Raw genomic sequence first — 14,944 nt, forward strand, 5'->3', positions numbered from 1 at the left:
CGATCACTCCGGAAAGCGGAAAGAGCCGGAAAGCCGAGCGCGCCAGGCCTTCGGAAAAGCGGAGGAGACAACCGCCGCGCCTTGATAGGCGTGGATGATGCGCTCGCCTTCGTCGAGGATCGCGCAATGGGTTGCCGGCGCGCCCCGCCGCCAGCGAAACAGGAGGACGTCGCCTGGCAGCGCATCAGCGAGATCGATTCTGTGGAGATGCCGTTCGGCCGCTTCCGTCAGCCGATCCGCCCCGCTGCGCAGGCTCCAAGTCACAGCATAGGCGCCGGGCGTTTCGGGCTCGCAGCCGTAAAGTTCACGCCACACGCCCCGGATCAGGCCGAGGCAATCGCAGCCGATGCCCCTGGTCGAGCCCTGATGCCGGTAGGGCGTGCCGAGAAACGCGCGAGCAGCGAGAAGCACTCGCGTTCCGACATCGTCCCTCATGGCACCACCGGCGACCCGTCATGCAGATTGCCGGACTTGGCGACGGCGAGCACCGCGTCGTTTCCGGGGATATGGGGAAACCCGCGAAAGTTCTGCCGGTTGGCGAAGCGGTCCCGGCAGGTGGAAAAGCGCTTGTCGCAGCCCTGGACCAGACGGAACCGATCGCCGGCCTCGATCTCCGCGACGACCGGCTCGGCGAGGATCAGACGAACCGTCCCGGCCCCCGTGGCCGCAGCCGAGGCGATGTCGGCGCCGAGGCCCGCCGCCTTGCCGTCGAGGATCACGGCTCGGCCGAAGAAATAGCAATCGGGAGCGGCCCCCAGCGGCGTCGCCGTCTCAATCGTCTGGCCATCGGCAGAAGACACGACGCATTCGACGGTGTAGGGAGCAGGCGAGAGGTCGAAGCCGCAGCGCGTATCGCCCAGAACGGCATCGCAGCGGCGGCGGTAAAGCCGCCCGCGCACGGCATCGAGCTTCGTCGCCAGGCTGCGGAGTTCGGCGGTGAAGGCGACCGCGCTGCGCTTGACCTCTCCGATCTGCGAGACATCGACGCGCAGATGCGCTGCAGGATTTCGCCAGTCGACGACGAAGGTCTCGACCTTTGCCCCATCATAGCGCCCGGCGGCGATGTCCGCCTCGGTGATGGCTACAGAACTCAGGGCGCCCTCCACTTCCCGCGTGGTCGGGCCGAGACCCAGGGCCGCTTCCGCCTCGCTCGCGCTCAGCCCTGAGGTCGCCTCGAACCGCGTGCCGTCGAATTCGAGCAGCCCGTCATGGTCGGTGAAACCGAAAACGACGCCGTCCTTGCGGGTCAGTCGCCAGCAATGGCTGAGCGTCGTCACCGGGCCGGCGGTCGCCGCCAGCATGTCCGGCGAAAGCGTTCTCATGGCCGTACCTCGATCAGGGGAATGCTGGGAATGTCGCCGGCCTCGAAGGCAGCGATGTTGATGGCGAGCTGATCGAGATCGAAGCGCACCGGCACGTCGAATTCGAACCCTGCCGTGATCGAGGCCGACATCGGCGGCGGCGCGTCGAAGCTCACGATCCCGGTGGCCGCATCCACCGTGACGCCGCTCGCCACAGCCACTCCGTCGATGGCGATCGTCACCGTCCCTGCAACGGGCTTTTCGATCGGCCGGCGATAGGCCCCTTCTCCGCTCCCATAGGACTTCAGGAGCTGGAACTCCGTCGTCGTTCCGTCGCCGGCACCGATCGCCTGGTCGAGGGGCGACTGCGCCTGTCCGAACGGCGCGGAGGAATGGTCGAGCGGGTCGCGAAAGCGAAAACCGGTGAACTTGCCGCGCCGCGCTTCGAAGAACTCGGCGACGGCCACCAGATCGGCCAGGCTCTTCAGCCCCGAACCCGCATCATAGCGATGGACGGAGCGGGCATGGCGCTGATTGCGATGTTCGAAGCCGGTAGACAGCCGCACGATCTCGGTCAGACGTTCCGGTCCGCCGGTGGTGCCGAAGGCGATGCGCAGCGGAAAGCGCTCCTCGCTGAAGCTCTCGATCGCCATCGCCTCACACTCCCCGGCGCCCGCGCACGGCCGCACGGGCCAGCATCGCCTGGATCTGGGCTTCCGCCCGCCGGAAGCTTGGGGCGTCGGGGGTGGCAACGTTGAAGATGATGTTCGGCGCTTCGCGGGAAGCCGGCGCCGCCACGCCCAGCGTTCCGTCGACGCCCCGGCTCAGAGGCAGGATCGCCTCGGCACCCGCCTCCCCCATCAGTCCGGTCTTGCCGCCCACCGGGAAGTAGCTCGGCGTCGAGACCACACCGCCCTTGGCGAAAGGCAGGATGGATCCCGATCCCGAGGCCGCCGATGCTCCTGTCAGTCCCGAAAACAGCTGGCCGATCGCGTTGGAGGCGAGATCGCCCAGGGGTTTGAGTGCGGCGTCGAGCGCGATCGACGAAAGCCGCATGGCGAGCTGGCGCAGCACCCCGTCGAGCGACCGGCTACCGGTGACGGCACTCGCGAAGGCCGACGTCAGGGCGGAGCCAAAGCTCTCGGCCCGTTTCGAAAGGTCGCCCAGCGCCTTGTCGAGTCCGGTCATATCCGCGCGGATCGCGACGGTGAACGTTTCGTCTTCTTCCATCGTGTTGGAATCCGTCATTGAGGATCGTTTGGCGAGCGCCGGTGTCCAAGGGGCTCGCCGATCGCGGAGGAATCAGGAAAGCGCGCCATCAACCGCTCGAACTCCGAGCGCGAAGGCAGGGGCCCGGCCGTGGCGATCCGCGGACCAAGAACGCTTGCCAGTTCGCGCGGCGTCATCCGCCAGAAGGCCTCGGACGAAAGCTTGAGGAGGCCGAAACCGACCGCCATTGCCTCGTCCCAGGGAAACGCTGCACTTCCCTCTTCTGCCGCCCGACGCGGCGGCCCGCTCAAGGGTTTGCGGTGCCTGCGCCGGCCGCCTCCTCGCCGCTGCCGAAGGCCGCCGAGAGAAGTTCCGCTGCAAGCGCAGCCGCCCCGGCAGCCGCCCCGTCGATCCGCATCCTCTCGACCTCGGCATCCTTCACCTCGGCCCCACCCCCGCGAAGGCCCGCGCCGATGATGCGGATGAGATCGCGAGCCGAGAGCCGGCCCGACTGGAACCGCTCCGCAAGCGCGCCGAGATTGTCGGCGGCAAAGGCGTCTTCCAGTTCGGCGAGCGCGCCCAGCGTCAGGCAGAGCCGGCGCTCCGTACCGTCGATGATCGCGGAGACCTCGCCGCGTCGTCTGTTCACCGCCATTGTCAAAGCGCCGCGAAGGTCAGTGCGCCGGCAGATTCGAAGGTCGCCTCGAAGGTGACTTCGCCATCATGCTCGCCGCCATATTCGAGCGCCGTCACCTGGAACGGTCCTTCGATCGTGCCGAAATCGGGGATCACCGCCTGAAAGGCGGCAATTCGCGATTCGAAGAAGAGCTGTCGTAGCTCGGCATCCGAGGTCGCATCCTTGAAGATGCCGCCGCCGGAAAGCGAAGCCCGCTGCACCCCAGCCCCGCCCAAAAGCTCGCGCCAGCGGCCCGCACTTTCGCTGTCGGTGATATCCACCGTCTGGGCATTGAAGGCGATCCGACGGGCGCGAAGCCCGGCGATCGTCTGGAAACTGCCGTCTCCATCCGCGTCCAGCTTGAGAAGAAGATCCTTGCCGCGTTGCGCGCTCATCTCGAACAGCCTCTCCCTCACGGCAAAGTCTTGCCGCGGCCAATAAAAAAGCGGCCCCGAAGGACCGCCGGTTCATGTGTCGATTGTGATGTCGGTCGAAGTCGCGCCCGACCGGCCTCCGTTCAGAGGCTCAGTCTCGGGCCCGTCATCCCTGCGATCAGGAGGCGAGCGGCTCCGTGACTGCCCGGAACCGCAGAATGCCATGATAGGTGGCCGTGTCCGTCTCGCGCCGCGCCTCGGCGAATTGCAGCCGCAGATTCACCAGCTGATGGCCTTCGAGGGTCAGATGCGCGTCGTTCAGCCGTTCCGAGATCTTGTCCATGATCTCGTAGGTCTCGGCCTTGCCGCCACCCTTCGCCCAGACATGGAGCGTCAGAATATGCTCGGCGCCGTCCTCGGTGCCGGTCGACCAGTCGACCACCGCCGTGCGGCCGAAGGTCAGATAGGGAAAGCTTGCCCGCTCCGGCCGCCGATCGAACACCTTGGGCCCGCCGAGAAGCGCCGTCAGCGCCGGGTCGGAGGTGAGTGTCGAAAAGATTGTTTCCTGAAGTTCAGCGCTGGGATGCGCCATTGGACCGGTCCTCGCTCACGGGATCCTACACTATGAAATATAAGTCGAAACGAACGCCTCGTCACGCGGTTCGAGCGTTCCTCGATCAAGTTTTTGCGTGATCGCCATTTCCGGCCGAACCGCTCTCTTGCCATGCCGCTTCGTCATCGTCCCACGGATTGGCGAAAAGCGCCGCAATCGTCCGGTCTCGGTCGAGATTGGAGGTGGAGGGCAGTCCATCGATTGGCCGGCTCCGGCCGGTTCTCGCCATCCGCGCCACCGCCTTTTCCACCCGCCGGCGGAATCCGCGGCTGAGGCCTGCGGTGTCGATCGACACGCTCAACCGCATCGGTCTCAACGCTCCTCTTCGCAGCGGCAGACGAGATAGCGTCCCGTTTCGTCGGGATCATGCACCGAGAGGATCACGAGCCGCCTCGACCCGATCCGCAGCGACATGCCCCGCATCACGTCCCCATTCGCCCGGCAGATCACCCGATGGGTCACGAGCGCCTCACGCTGGTCGAAACGCTCCCGGGAGACGACGGAGACGGGCTCGACGTGAACCGAGAGCTCCCGCACCTCCTGCCAGCTCGTCTCGCCGCCGCCTGCCCCATCATCGCCGATCACCGCCTGGTCGAGCGCCACTTGGCGGTTCAACATCCCGGGGTCCAGAAAGAGCGGCGCCATCAGAGCCGCACCCGGCGATAGGGCGCGATCAAATGCTCGGCGAGCGCTGGCCTCAGCGCCGGCTGCATGTCGCGGGAAACCAGAGCGCGCGCCTCGTAGCTCGTTGCCACCAGCATCTTCAACGCCAGCACCAGATCGGACGGGCGATCCGCATCGGCAAAGCCCGCCTGAAAGGTGATCTCGACGCCGTTCGCCGCGCCCTGGATGACCGGCTCGGCCAGACGAAACGCCTCCGTTCCGCGCGGCCGTTCGGCGATCGCCTCTTCCGCCGTGTAGACGGTGGGCGTACCGTCGGCCGCATAGGCGGTTACGGATTCCACGGTGATCAGCGGCCGCCTGGTGGCGACGATCCAGCCGTCGAGCGGCACCGGATCGAGGATCAGCCGAAAGCTGCGGACCATCAAGGCAAGTTGCGTCTCGCGTTCGATCGCCTCGCGGCCGGCTCGAATGAGGTCAGCGATCAGGTCGTCCTCGTCGTCGCGCTCGATCCGCGCCCAGCTCTTCGCGTCGGCAAGACTCAGCGGCTCCTCGGCGCCGCCGAGATCGATGGTCGTCATGGAGGGGCCTCCGAAAAGAGAAAGGCCCGGCGCAAAGGCCGGGCCCGACAGGTTTTTTGAGCGAATCGCGGATCAGGCGGAGAAGTCGAGGAACTTCGCCGCGTCGAAATCCTGGATGCCGCCGCCCACGCGCTTGGTCGTGTAGAAGAGGACGTAGGGTTTCGCCGAATACGGATCGCGCAGCACCCGCACCCCCTGGCGGTCGACCACGAGATAGAAGCGGGCGAAGTCGCCAAAGGCGATCGCATGCGCTCCGGTGGCGATATCGGGCATGTCCTCGGCCTCGACCAGCGGGAAGCCCATCAGCGTCGCCCGCGCGCCGGCCGAGGCCGGCGGCTGCCAGAGATAATTGCCGTCGGTGTCCTTCAGCTTGCGCACCGTGGCCTGCGTCCGGCGGTTCATGACGAAGCTCGCATTCTGGCGGTAGCCCGCCTTCAGCGCATAGACGAGGTCCACCAGGGCATCGGCAGCCTCGCCGGTGGAAAAGGCCCCGTCGGTCCCGGTCGACACGGTGCCCACCGAACCCCAGGCCCAACTCGCCTCGTCGACGGTCGGATAGGTCATGAACCCCCGGGGCTTGCTCGACCCGTCGCCGGTGACGAAGGCCGCGCCCTCCTGGGCGGCGAAGGCCTGCTCCACCTCCTCGCCGATCCAGCGATCGATATCGACTGCCGCGTCGTCGAGAAGGGCCGCCGTCGCCGCCGGCATGGCGTAGAGTTCCATCGTCGGGAAGGAGAGTTCGGCAAGCTGCGGCGCAGTGGTCTGCGGTCGCGCCGCGGTCTCCGTCACCCAGCCGGTCTGCGCGCCGGAGATGGCAAACGGCTTCTTCAGAACCGCGGTCGAGACAGTCCGCACCGTCGCGATCGAGCGGATCGGCGAGACCGCCGTCAGCCGGCGGCCGATTTCAGTCTCGGTCTCGTCGGGCACCAGGAAGCCGCCATCGGCCCCGGTGAGGCTCGACATCGCCTTTTCCTCGAAGCGCCGCAGCGGCCCTTCGTCTCCGCCCCGAACATAGCGCTCGAAGGCGCTCTTGTGCTCGCTGAAAGGCTGGCCGCGCCGCTCGCCGCCGCCCAGCGCCGGGCGCATCTCTTTCAGGGTCAGCCGCTCGATCCGCCGGTTCTGGCTGTCCAGCGCTTCGGCGATCCGGTCCACCTTGTCGCGGCTGACGACGTCGGACTGCATGCGCTGTTCGAGTTCGGCAAGCCGCGCATCGTTCGCCTCGCGAAAGCTCTCGAAGGTGCGCATCATCTCGTCGTGCAGCCCGGCGGCTTCCGGCTCGATCGTCTTCGTCTCGAACCCGATGGCGTTGTCGTCCATGTCATATCTCCTGATTGGAAAGATCTGAATTGCTCGAAAGCCGGCCCGCTCGGCCTTCAGGCTGCCGCGAGCCGGCCGGCAGACCGGGGAAGCCGGGCCCGCACCGCCCCGGGCGTGATCCGGGCGCGCTCCTGCATCGGAAAGGTCACGAGCGAGACCTCCCACAAATCGACGGTGACGAGGCGCCGGGCCGCCCTGCCCTGGCCGCGCCGCGCAAGCCGGGTGCGAAACCCGATGGACAGGCCGTCCAGCGCCCCGGCCGCGACCAGCGCGGCCGCCTCGCGCCCGCCCTGGGTGTCGAGAGCGAATGCGCCGTGCACCTTCAGCCCCGTCCGGTCCTCGGCGATGTCGAGCCAGCGGCCAATCGGACGACCGGGATCATGCTGCCACAGCATGCGGATATCCCCTGCCCGGCGCCTCATCAGCGAAGCGGCGAAGGCGCCGGGTTCGATCGTGTCGCCGGACAGGTCCGGCGTTCCGAAGATCGCGGCATAGCCGGTGAAGCGAGAGGGCAGATCAACGCTGGACGCCATAACCCACCGCCTCCCGCTTCTCGTCCCGTGTCAGGAAATCTGCCGCACCGACCCGCGCCCACAGTGCCTCGCGTTCGGCGCTCAGCCCCTCGACCTGGTCGAGATCGATGGAAAGCTTCAGTTTGGGAGAACCCGCGTGGGCCGCCAACCAGTCGCCCAAGGGGCCGATGATGCGCTTGATCATCGGCAGGACCGTCAGCCGGTAGAGCGCCCGGTTCGCCTCCTGGTAATTGCTGTAGGTCGCATCGCCCGGAATCCCGAGCAGCATGGGCGGCACGCCGAAGGCGAGCGCGATGTCGCGCGCCGCGCCATTGCGGGCTTCGACGAAGTCCATATCCTTCGGCGAAAGGGCCATCGCCTTCCAGTCCAGGCCCCCTTCGAGCAGAAGGGGTCTGCCTGCGCGTGCCGCCCCGGAATAGCCTGTCTCGAGCTCGGTCTTCAGCCGGTCGAACTGATCGGGCGAGAGATTCCCGCCGCCCTCGGTCTTGTAGATCAGCGCGCCGGACGGCCGCGCCGAATTGTCGAGCAGCGCCTTGTTCCAGAGCGCCGCCGAATTGTGCAGGTCGAGCGCCGTCTGTGCCGCGGCGAGCGGCGGATAGCCCTCATGGTCGGCCAGCGGGTGAAACAGTTTGAGCGCCAGCAGCCTTGCCGGCGCGTCGCCGGCCGCCTCGGCCGGGATGCGCCGAAGGGCCGCCCCGACCCGATACTCATAGGCCTCCGGCCAGCCGTCAGGGTCCTCGATCACCCGCACCCGGTCGGGGCGCAAGACGTGGAGAGCCTTGAGCGCCCCCTCCAGCACGACCGCTTCGACATAGGCCTCGCCGGAGAGGAGCAGGTGGCCGCAGACCGTCTCGATGAAGGCCGCACCGTCGCTCGTCGGGTTCGGTTGCCGCATGAGATCGAGAAGCGGATGATCGGCGACTTCCTTCTCCTCCTCGTAGAGAAGCAGCGGAATCGCCGCCGCCGCCTCGCTGATCAGCCGGACCGAGCGATAGACGATCGGGTTGCGCATGAAGCCCGAGCGCGAGAGCGCCGAATAGGAGCGCTGCGTCCAGGTGCCGTCGCCGGCTCCCGTGAAGACCAGAGCACCGGCCACCGTCCCCATGGATTTCTGCTCGTCCGGTCGGGCCACGCTCGAAGAAGCGGGCAGCCGCGCTGGCCCGCCGCCGAGCCAGCCGGCGATGGATCGCACCAATCCCATGCGTGTCTCCTGATTGTCGTGAAGAAGGCGGCCACGACCGCCAGTCTCGCTAAAGCCCGCGAATGCGGGGTTCCTCGCCGCGCCCGGAAAGCGCCGTCACGGCCCAGACCAGCGCGTCCAGCCGGTCGGGCGATCGCCCGCCGCTCAAACCATCCGGACCGAAATCCGCCATCTCGTCTTCGAGTTCGGGAAACCGGCCAGCATGGCGCACCCGACCCTGCTGATAGAGGGCGGCGACGGGCTCCGCCCGCACCCACTTCCCCCGGCTTGCCCGCACCGCCTGAAACGGGATCGTGGACGCTGCGGCCCTGAGCACCGCTTCCACCATGTCGCCGCCCTGGTTCACCTCGGCGACGATCCGGTCGGCTTCGAGTTCGTCATGGAGCGCGACCGCCGCGCTCGCCCATTCATGCGGCTTCGCGCGCTGTCGGCTCCGGTCCGCGAGAACGAAGATGGTCCCTTCGCCGTCGCGGCCCGCCGCGACGATGCCGCAGGCGTCCGAGCGCCTGGTGGCGCTCGCCGGCGGATCGATCGCCACCACGATCCGGCGAAGCTCGGGGGCCGCGTCGCAGCGATGCCGCTCGATGAGCTCCAGGTCGAACAGCGCGTCCTGGCGCGCCGAGAGGATCACCCCGTCGAGTTCCTGCCGCCCGAGCCGCGTCCCGCCATATCGTTCCCGCATGGCGGCCATGAAGCCGGGCGCCAGATGGGCGGCGTTCTCCTCGGTGCGCATATGCGCCGTGACCGTCGCCGGATCGTCCATCAACCGCTTCAAGAGCGGGATCGGCCGCGGCGTCGTGGTGAACAGCACGCGCGGCCGTTCGCCCAGCCGCAGCCCGAATTGCAGATTGTCGTAGCAGGCCTCGCCATGCACCCATTTCGCCAGTTCGTCGCCCCAAGCGAGATCGAACTGATAGCCGCGCAGCGCATCGGGGTCTTCCGACGAAAAGATCTGGGCAATCGCACCGTTGGAAAACACCAACCGCCGCCGGCTCGCCTCGAAAACCGGCTTGAGACTGCGCGAGACCGCCAGAAGCCCGCTTTCGCCGTCGATCATGACTTCCCGGGCATCGGCCAGGGTCTCCGCGATCAGGCCGACGCGCCCGTGCGGCCGGGTGGCGAACGGCGCCTCCCCCGCCACCATGGCCTTCACCCACTCCGCCCCGGCGCGCGTCTTGCCGGAGCCGCGCCCGCCGATGATCAGCCATTGCCGCCAGTCTCCCGCGGGCGGAAGCTGTGCCGGCCGCGCCAGCGCCGTCCAGGGCGGCGAAGCCATGGCCAGCACCGACGCCTCATACTGCCCGACGATTTCACCCGCTTGCTTCCAGAATTCGGCGTCGCTCAGCCTCTCCGCCGGACATATCCCGCCCGAATCCTCTTCCATCCCCTGTTTCGTCGTCATCCGCGCCGTGTCCGACCAGCCGTCGGGGCCGTCCGCGACCGCCGCCGGGCCGGAGCCTTGCCATCAGCGGTATTCCCGCCGAACAGACCGCCGCGCTCCTTTCGCCGCGCATCGAGTTGCTTGAGCCGTACCAGCAATTCGTCGCGCAAGCGTAGCGTCTCCGCTTCGCTGCCCTCGTCCGTCTCGCCCTCCTGGCGCCGGAGTTCCAAGAGCTTTTCCAGAGCGCGGGTGAGCAGGATCAGCGCATCAGCGCGCTCCTTCAGCCCGGCCTTCGGCCGCGACACGCCCTCGATAGGATGAAAGTCTCCAACCTGCTGCAATTCCAGATGCGCGATTTCCTTTTCCAGAAAGGTGAAAAGCCGGTCCGACAAGAGCGCCGCCATCTGACCCCCGAACGCCTTCATGCACAAGCGCCCCACTGCGATCCGAAGACCGCGGCCGCCAGACATGAAAAAAGCGGCCCGGAGAACTCCGTGCCGCCGACAATTTTTCGACTATGCCTGAACCCTATCCGAAGACCGCGACGCAGTCAAGGCATATTTTCCCAATTATATACGTGACAAAGCATGAGTGATTCGATGGTTGGCTAGCATGACAGGCCGGAGAGTGAAGGCGCACTTCAAATCGATGAAGCGCAGGGTGAGCTTGCGGCAGAAGTCGCAAGGATGCTTCCTGAGTGAGAGGATCGCGACGAGCTGTCTACCGCGTTTTCTTATCGTTTGATTCAAAAAATTCTGCAATTCCAAGAGAGGCTTCGTTTACCCATTTAAATACGCGGCCTGCCAGTTCCTCTGCATCTTTTGCGGCACTTAAGATTGTTCGCGTAGTTATATTTATCTCTTTTTGATTTAGATTCATGCCGCCATGTAGGAAACGGATTAGTTGGTGACTGTCTGCGCCCTCGGCGCGCTTGAGAAGGATGCCGTGCACAATGTCGTGCCGGGTTTCGGATTGAGCCCTAATTTCGCTGAACAGGCGTTCATAGTTCAAGGCGCCGTCATCTGGCATGTTGAGAGAACGAAAGAACCTCTTTAAATAGCCGAGCTTACACTTAAGAGCTCACGGGCGTTCTGGCTCCATGTAAGCCCCGCCGACTTGGTGGATTATGCCAACCATCATATCGAGCCCGGATTCTAAGTGCCCCGTGCAACTGTTGGTCGGCCGACAGACGCGAAGAACATGATCTCATCAAAATCTAACGGGTCCGACAAAGATGGCTCCTGGAGGGATGATGAGCGGCGCGACGAAGTTTTAAAGCGGATGCTGGAAACGCCACCGCAGCCAAAGAGTGGTGACAAAGAGAAGTCAGCTATTGAAAAGCGAGAGGTCGCCGGGAGCCAACGAAAAAAAATGGGGCCCCTTGGATCGTCTGAAGATTAGAATGTGAAACAGAAGTTTGCGGGGGTAAGTTTTTTGGAGTGAATGGAATATCGGCGGCGGCCAAAGCCCTTGCCAAGTGTGTTTCCTGCGAGACCCATATACCAAACGCAAGGAAGTTTCCCGGTTTCGTTGACCCCATCGCAACGTTCCACCCAGAATCGTTAAGAACCCTTCCAATTTGTAAGGCAAAGTAAAGAGCTTCAGGGTCTCCATCCATGAATCGCAAGTTCACCGACCCTGTGTTAATTTTGAGGGATGAAGATAGACTTCTAACTTGATTCGCCGTCAAGGCTCTCCAAGCAACAGATTTTTTGATTCTCTCTGCCTCTAGCTGCGCAAATTTTGCTTCTTTCTCAAGAATTGCGGATCGCTCGTTGGCCTCTGCCGCGCGTGCCCCAGCAACCGCAGCGGCTTCTTGCGCAGACGATATCTCAGCCTGCGCGGCAGTCCTGAATTCTGCGATCTGCCGGTCCTTCTCAGCTGAGATCTTTGCGGAGACCGCAAAGATGAGGACGCTGCACACGGCCGCAATGGCCACAGAGCTTAGGTAAATACCATTTACCCAAGAGTTGATTGTCTCAAGGTTGAGCCCGAACATGCTTCCAGGTTGGTTCATATTGGCTGGTGTCTGCATCATATTGGCAGCATCAGCGTTCCATGTCGTCCTGATTTTTTCGCTTTAATCGCAAAATTTTGCGCGTCTTCTGCTTAGGCGTGTGCGCTTTCGTCAGGCCGCCGATAGGTAAGGCGCTTGCCTTCGATACCAGGAAGGGCAGCATCGCGGCGCTGGATATCGGTGACGCCCAGCTTGACGCGGTGGTTATAGCGGAAATCGAATTCCGCGAGATAGCGGTGGGTATGGGCTTCCTCGCAGTGGTGATAGCCGCCCGTCATGCCGCGCTTGTTTCGCACAATGGCCGCGAAAGCGCGTAGTCAAGCCGGCTCCTCCTCCGGCCACTCGACGATATGGTCTTCGAACTCCTCGAGCGGCATGCCCTCTTCGCTGACCGTACGACCCTTCACGGAGATTCCGGCCTGATGCACCGTCTCCCGGTCGCCGGAGACGAGATAATGCCACCAATAGAGATCACGCTCTTCGGCAACGAGGCGATAGGCGCAGGTCGGCGGGAGCCAGGTGAGGCTGCGAACCGTCTCGGGCGTCAGGCCGACGCAGTCGGGAACCACCTCCTGGCGAGTCTCGTACTGCCGGCAGGAGCACTTGTCGTCGTCGAGCAGCCGGCAGGCGACGTTCGTCCAGGCGATTTCGCCCGTGTCCCAGTCTTCCAGCTTGTTCAGGCAGCAGCGCCCGCATCCGTCGCAGAGCGCTTCCCACTCGCTGGCGGACAGCTCTTCGAGCGATTTCACCTTCCAGAAGGGCGGGTCGGAAATTTCGGACATCAAGAAACAGTGTCGTGATTCTTCAAGATTTTTCCACGGCGTCGTTCTATAACCCGCGCGCTCTCTGACCTAGGATGGTACAAGACGGCACGCAAGGGACGAATGCGGCTCGACGCTAGGCACCTGAGAGGGCGGCGCGGGCCACGAGAACAGGCTGGACCGTGCAGGACGAATCGAAACCCCTTCGCAAGCGCAGGCAGCCATCGCGGCTGATCGAGGTCGATGCGTGGATCGACTCCAGCATCTGGCGCGCGTTTCATTCGTTTTCCGCCTGGTGGGAAAGCGTCACGATCTTTTCCCGCCGGTTCCGGGCCCGCGGCTTCAACCGGGTTCTGGTGGAACTCTCCTGCGAGGGGCTGACGCTTGGTCTCGCCGGCTTCGTCCTGCTCCTCGCGCTCGCCCAGCCGGCAATCGAGGTGACGCGCGACGGTCTGCCGCAGGAATCGGAATACTCGGTTTCGTTCCTCGACCGGCATGGCGAGGAGATCGGCCGACGCGGCATCCTGCGGGCGGCGGCCGTTCCGATCGACGAACTGCCTGACCATTTCATCAAGGCGGTGCTCGCTACCGAGGATCGCCGCTTCTTCGACCATTTCGGCATCGATTTCTTCGGTCTCGTGCGGGCCATGACCGAGAATGCGCGCGCCGGCGGCGTGGTCCAGGGTGGTTCGACCCTGACCCAGCAGCTCGCCAAGAACCTGTTCCTGTCCAATGAGCGCACGCTCGACCGCAAGATTAAGGAAGCCTTCCTGTCGCTCTGGCTGGAATCGCATCTGACGAAGCGCGAGATCCTCGCGATGTATCTCGACCGCGCCTATATGGGCGGCGGCAGTTTCGGCGCACCCGCAGCGGCCGAGTTCTATTTCGGCAAGAACATCCGCGACGTCTCCCTGTCCGAAGCCGCGATGCTTGCGGGCCTCTTCAAGGCGCCGGCCAAATACGCCCCCCACATCAATCTTCCTGCGGCCCGTGCCCGCGCCAACGAAGTCCTGACCAACATGGTCCAGGCGAATTTCGCGACCGAGGGCCAGGTCATCGCCGCGCGGCGCAATCCGGCGGTCGCCGTCGACCGCTCGGTGACCCAGTCGCCGGATTATTTCCTCGACTTCGCCTTCGAGGACGTTCAGCGCATCGCCAGGGAAGCGGGGATCAAGACACGCAATCTCACGGCCCGCACGACGATTGACCTGGAACTCCAGAAACTCGCCGACGAATCGATCGAGTACCATCTTCGCCAGTTCGGCAAGACCTACAATGTCGGCGAGGGTGCGATGGTCGTGCTGTCGTCCGACGGCAGCGTGCGCGCGATTGTCGGCGGACGGGATTACGGTGTCTCGCAGTTCAATCGCGCCACCAACGCGCTGCGCCAACCCGGCTCGTCCTTCAAGGTCTATGTTTACGCCACGGCGATGCAGCAGGGCATGAAGCCGTCCGACACGATCCTCGACTCGCCGATCACCATCGGCCGCTGGTCGCCGCAGAACTACGGCCGCTCCTTCTCCGGCCGGGTAACGCTGTCGAACGCCCTGCGGCGTTCCCTCAACGTGCCGGCGGTGCGCCTCTATCAGAAGGTCGGTTTCGAGAATACGGTCGAAATGGCGAAGGCGATGGGCGTCGAGTCGCCGCTTAGAGGCGACAAGACGATGGCGCTCGGCACCAGCGAGGTCACGGTCCTTGATCAGGCGACGGCCTACACCGTGTTCGCCAATGGCGGCCTGAGCTCGAACCGCCACGCGACCCAGCAACTCCTCGACGCCCAGGGCAATGTCGTGTGGGACGCCCGCCGGGACATGCCGCCGCAAAAACGCGTCTTGAGCGAGGAAGCCACCAAGTCGATGAACGAGATGCTGGTCAGCGTGACCGAGGCAGGGACGGCAAGGCGCGCCCAGCTTCCCATGACGAAGGTCGGCGGCAAGACGGGCACGACCCAGTCCTATCGCGACGGCTGGTTCGTCGGCTTCACCGGCAATTATGTCGGCGCGGTCTGGTTCGGCAACGACAGTTTCGGCCCGACCAACAAGCTGACCGGCGGTTCGCTCCCGGCCATGACCTGGCAGCGTTTCATGGAAGCGGCCCACAAGAACATCGACCTGAAACCGATCCCCTATATCGACAACCCCTTCCCCGATTCGAGCGGCAATGTCGCCGCCAGTGAAGGAAATGGCGAGGGGCCGCCGGCCCCCGAATCCCTGAATCGCAGAACGCAGGAGGTCCTTTCCGACATCGCGAAACGGTTGGAAGATCTGTCTCCGCTCGATCCCTCGCAAGTCGCCTCGGCCGACACGTCCCTCACGGGCGGACCGCCCAGCCGGTCACGATAAGCCTGCGATCGGGTCGA

Annotated in this window: 19 protein-coding genes and 1 pseudogene; 1 reads left to right on the forward strand and 19 read right to left on the reverse strand. The window is 64.9% G+C overall.

Going from position 1 to position 14,944, the window contains the following annotated elements; all coding sequences use genetic code 11:
• Positions 1-3: 3 nt before the first annotated feature.
• From MF134_RS18325 to MF134_RS18415, 19 genes and pseudogenes are all read right to left on the reverse strand, one after another.
• A complete protein-coding gene (locus MF134_RS18325; RefSeq protein ID WP_255340935.1) occupies positions 4-435 on the reverse strand; it encodes an NlpC/P60 family protein in 432 nt (143 codons plus the stop codon).
• On the reverse strand, positions 432-1,322 hold the full coding sequence (locus tag MF134_RS18330) for a DUF2163 domain-containing protein (protein ID WP_255340936.1): 891 nt from the start codon (positions 1,320-1,322) through the stop codon (positions 432-434). Before MF134_RS18330 ends, MF134_RS18325 begins: the two co-directional genes overlap by 4 nt.
• Positions 1,319-1,954 (reverse strand): DUF2460 domain-containing protein, encoded by a 636-nt coding sequence (locus MF134_RS18335; protein WP_255340937.1) that lies wholly within the window; start codon positions 1,952-1,954, stop codon positions 1,319-1,321. The genes MF134_RS18330 and MF134_RS18335 overlap by 4 nt, the downstream gene beginning before the upstream one ends.
• 4 nt (positions 1,955-1,958) lie before the next feature.
• Positions 1,959-2,549 carry a phage tail tape measure protein gene (locus tag MF134_RS18340; protein ID WP_457590024.1) on the reverse strand — a complete coding sequence of 197 codons (591 nt, stop codon included), beginning with the start codon at positions 2,547-2,549 and terminating at the stop codon, positions 1,959-1,961.
• Positions 2,546-2,758, reverse strand: a complete 213-nt coding sequence (locus tag MF134_RS18345; protein ID WP_457590025.1) for a rcc01693 family protein — start codon at positions 2,756-2,758, stop codon at positions 2,546-2,548. The genes MF134_RS18340 and MF134_RS18345 overlap by 4 nt, the downstream gene beginning before the upstream one ends.
• A gap of 59 nt (positions 2,759-2,817) precedes the next feature.
• Positions 2,818-3,165: a gene transfer agent family protein gene (locus MF134_RS18350; RefSeq protein ID WP_255340939.1), complete on the reverse strand. Its 348-nt coding sequence runs from the start codon at positions 3,163-3,165 to the stop codon at positions 2,818-2,820.
• Between the two features lie 2 nt (positions 3,166-3,167).
• A complete protein-coding gene (locus MF134_RS18355; protein ID WP_255340940.1) occupies positions 3,168-3,581 on the reverse strand; it encodes a phage major tail protein, TP901-1 family in 414 nt (137 codons plus the stop codon).
• A 157-nt stretch (positions 3,582-3,738) separates the two neighbouring features.
• Positions 3,739-4,152, reverse strand: coding sequence for a DUF3168 domain-containing protein (locus MF134_RS18360; RefSeq protein WP_255340941.1), 414 nt, complete (start codon positions 4,150-4,152; stop codon positions 3,739-3,741).
• 333 nt (positions 4,153-4,485) lie between these two features.
• Positions 4,486-4,791 (reverse strand): phage head closure protein, encoded by a 306-nt coding sequence (locus MF134_RS18365; RefSeq protein WP_255340942.1) that lies wholly within the window; start codon positions 4,789-4,791, stop codon positions 4,486-4,488.
• 26 nt (positions 4,792-4,817) lie between these two features.
• On the reverse strand, positions 4,818-5,375 hold the full coding sequence (locus MF134_RS18370; RefSeq protein ID WP_255340943.1) for a head-tail connector protein: 558 nt from the start codon (positions 5,373-5,375) through the stop codon (positions 4,818-4,820).
• A 72-nt stretch (positions 5,376-5,447) separates the two neighbouring features.
• Positions 5,448-6,692: a phage major capsid protein gene (locus MF134_RS18375; protein ID WP_255340944.1), complete on the reverse strand. Its 1,245-nt coding sequence runs from the start codon at positions 6,690-6,692 to the stop codon at positions 5,448-5,450.
• A gap of 56 nt (positions 6,693-6,748) precedes the next feature.
• Entirely contained in the window at positions 6,749-7,225 is a 477-nt protein-coding gene (locus tag MF134_RS18380) for an HK97 family phage prohead protease (RefSeq protein ID WP_255340945.1), read from the reverse strand.
• On the reverse strand, positions 7,209-8,426 hold the full coding sequence (locus MF134_RS18385) for a phage portal protein (protein WP_255340946.1): 1,218 nt from the start codon (positions 8,424-8,426) through the stop codon (positions 7,209-7,211). Before MF134_RS18385 ends, MF134_RS18380 begins: the two co-directional genes overlap by 17 nt.
• 49 nt (positions 8,427-8,475) lie before the next feature.
• The gene (locus tag MF134_RS18390; RefSeq protein ID WP_255341080.1) at positions 8,476-9,702 is read right to left on the reverse strand and encodes a DNA-packaging protein; all 1,227 of its coding nucleotides are present in this window, start codon (positions 9,700-9,702) and stop codon (positions 8,476-8,478) included.
• Positions 9,703-9,824: 122 nt separating this feature from the next.
• A complete protein-coding gene (locus tag MF134_RS18395; RefSeq protein WP_255340947.1) occupies positions 9,825-10,232 on the reverse strand; it encodes a hypothetical protein in 408 nt (135 codons plus the stop codon).
• 295 nt (positions 10,233-10,527) lie between these two features.
• Positions 10,528-10,818: a hypothetical protein gene (locus MF134_RS18400; protein ID WP_255340948.1), complete on the reverse strand. Its 291-nt coding sequence runs from the start codon at positions 10,816-10,818 to the stop codon at positions 10,528-10,530.
• 319 nt (positions 10,819-11,137) lie between these two features.
• Positions 11,138-11,845 carry a hypothetical protein gene (locus MF134_RS18405; protein ID WP_255340949.1) on the reverse strand — a complete coding sequence of 236 codons (708 nt, stop codon included), beginning with the start codon at positions 11,843-11,845 and terminating at the stop codon, positions 11,138-11,140.
• 71 nt (positions 11,846-11,916) lie between these two features.
• Positions 11,917-12,111, reverse strand: a pseudogene (locus MF134_RS18410) (IS1595 family transposase); the annotation flags it as partial.
• A gap of 30 nt (positions 12,112-12,141) precedes the next feature.
• Positions 12,142-12,597 carry a YcgN family cysteine cluster protein gene (locus MF134_RS18415; protein ID WP_255341081.1) on the reverse strand — a complete coding sequence of 152 codons (456 nt, stop codon included), beginning with the start codon at positions 12,595-12,597 and terminating at the stop codon, positions 12,142-12,144.
• 170 nt (positions 12,598-12,767) lie between these two features.
• On the opposite strand from MF134_RS18415, the gene MF134_RS18420 reads away from it, so the two are divergent.
• Positions 12,768-14,927 (forward strand): transglycosylase domain-containing protein, encoded by a 2,160-nt coding sequence (locus MF134_RS18420; RefSeq protein ID WP_255340950.1) that lies wholly within the window; start codon positions 12,768-12,770, stop codon positions 14,925-14,927.
• Positions 14,928-14,944 lie beyond the last annotated feature (17 nt).

Origin of the sequence: Jiella marina, from assembly GCF_024359545.1 — a bacterium.
In the GTDB taxonomy this organism is placed as follows: Bacteria; Pseudomonadota; Alphaproteobacteria; order Rhizobiales; family Rhizobiaceae; genus Jiella.

Coding starts and splice junctions, on each gene's coding strand:
- MF134_RS18325 (WP_255340935.1), bottom strand. CDS start 435: ATGAGGGACGATGTCGGAACGCGAGTGCTTCTCGCTGCTCGCGCGTTT.
- MF134_RS18330 (WP_255340936.1), bottom strand. CDS start 1,322: ATGAGAACGCTTTCGCCGGACATGCTGGCGGCGACCGCCGGCCCGGTG.
- MF134_RS18335 (WP_255340937.1), bottom strand. CDS start 1,954: ATGGCGATCGAGAGCTTCAGCGAGGAGCGCTTTCCGCTGCGCATCGCC.
- MF134_RS18340 (WP_457590024.1), bottom strand. CDS start 2,549: ATGACGGATTCCAACACGATGGAAGAAGACGAAACGTTCACCGTCGCG.
- MF134_RS18345 (WP_457590025.1), bottom strand. CDS start 2,758: ATGGCGGTCGGTTTCGGCCTCCTCAAGCTTTCGTCCGAGGCCTTCTGG.
- MF134_RS18350 (WP_255340939.1), bottom strand. CDS start 3,165: ATGGCGGTGAACAGACGACGCGGCGAGGTCTCCGCGATCATCGACGGT.
- MF134_RS18355 (WP_255340940.1), bottom strand. CDS start 3,581: ATGAGCGCGCAACGCGGCAAGGATCTTCTTCTCAAGCTGGACGCGGAT.
- MF134_RS18360 (WP_255340941.1), bottom strand. CDS start 4,152: ATGGCGCATCCCAGCGCTGAACTTCAGGAAACAATCTTTTCGACACTC.
- MF134_RS18365 (WP_255340942.1), bottom strand. CDS start 4,791: ATGTTGAACCGCCAAGTGGCGCTCGACCAGGCGGTGATCGGCGATGAT.
- MF134_RS18370 (WP_255340943.1), bottom strand. CDS start 5,375: ATGACGACCATCGATCTCGGCGGCGCCGAGGAGCCGCTGAGTCTTGCC.
- MF134_RS18375 (WP_255340944.1), bottom strand. CDS start 6,692: ATGGACGACAACGCCATCGGGTTCGAGACGAAGACGATCGAGCCGGAA.
- MF134_RS18380 (WP_255340945.1), bottom strand. CDS start 7,225: ATGGCGTCCAGCGTTGATCTGCCCTCTCGCTTCACCGGCTATGCCGCG.
- MF134_RS18385 (WP_255340946.1), bottom strand. CDS start 8,426: ATGGGATTGGTGCGATCCATCGCCGGCTGGCTCGGCGGCGGGCCAGCG.
- MF134_RS18390 (WP_255341080.1), bottom strand. CDS start 9,702: ATGGCTTCGCCGCCCTGGACGGCGCTGGCGCGGCCGGCACAGCTTCCG.
- MF134_RS18395 (WP_255340947.1), bottom strand. CDS start 10,232: ATGAAGGCGTTCGGGGGTCAGATGGCGGCGCTCTTGTCGGACCGGCTT.
- MF134_RS18405 (WP_255340949.1), bottom strand. CDS start 11,845: ATGATGCAGACACCAGCCAATATGAACCAACCTGGAAGCATGTTCGGG.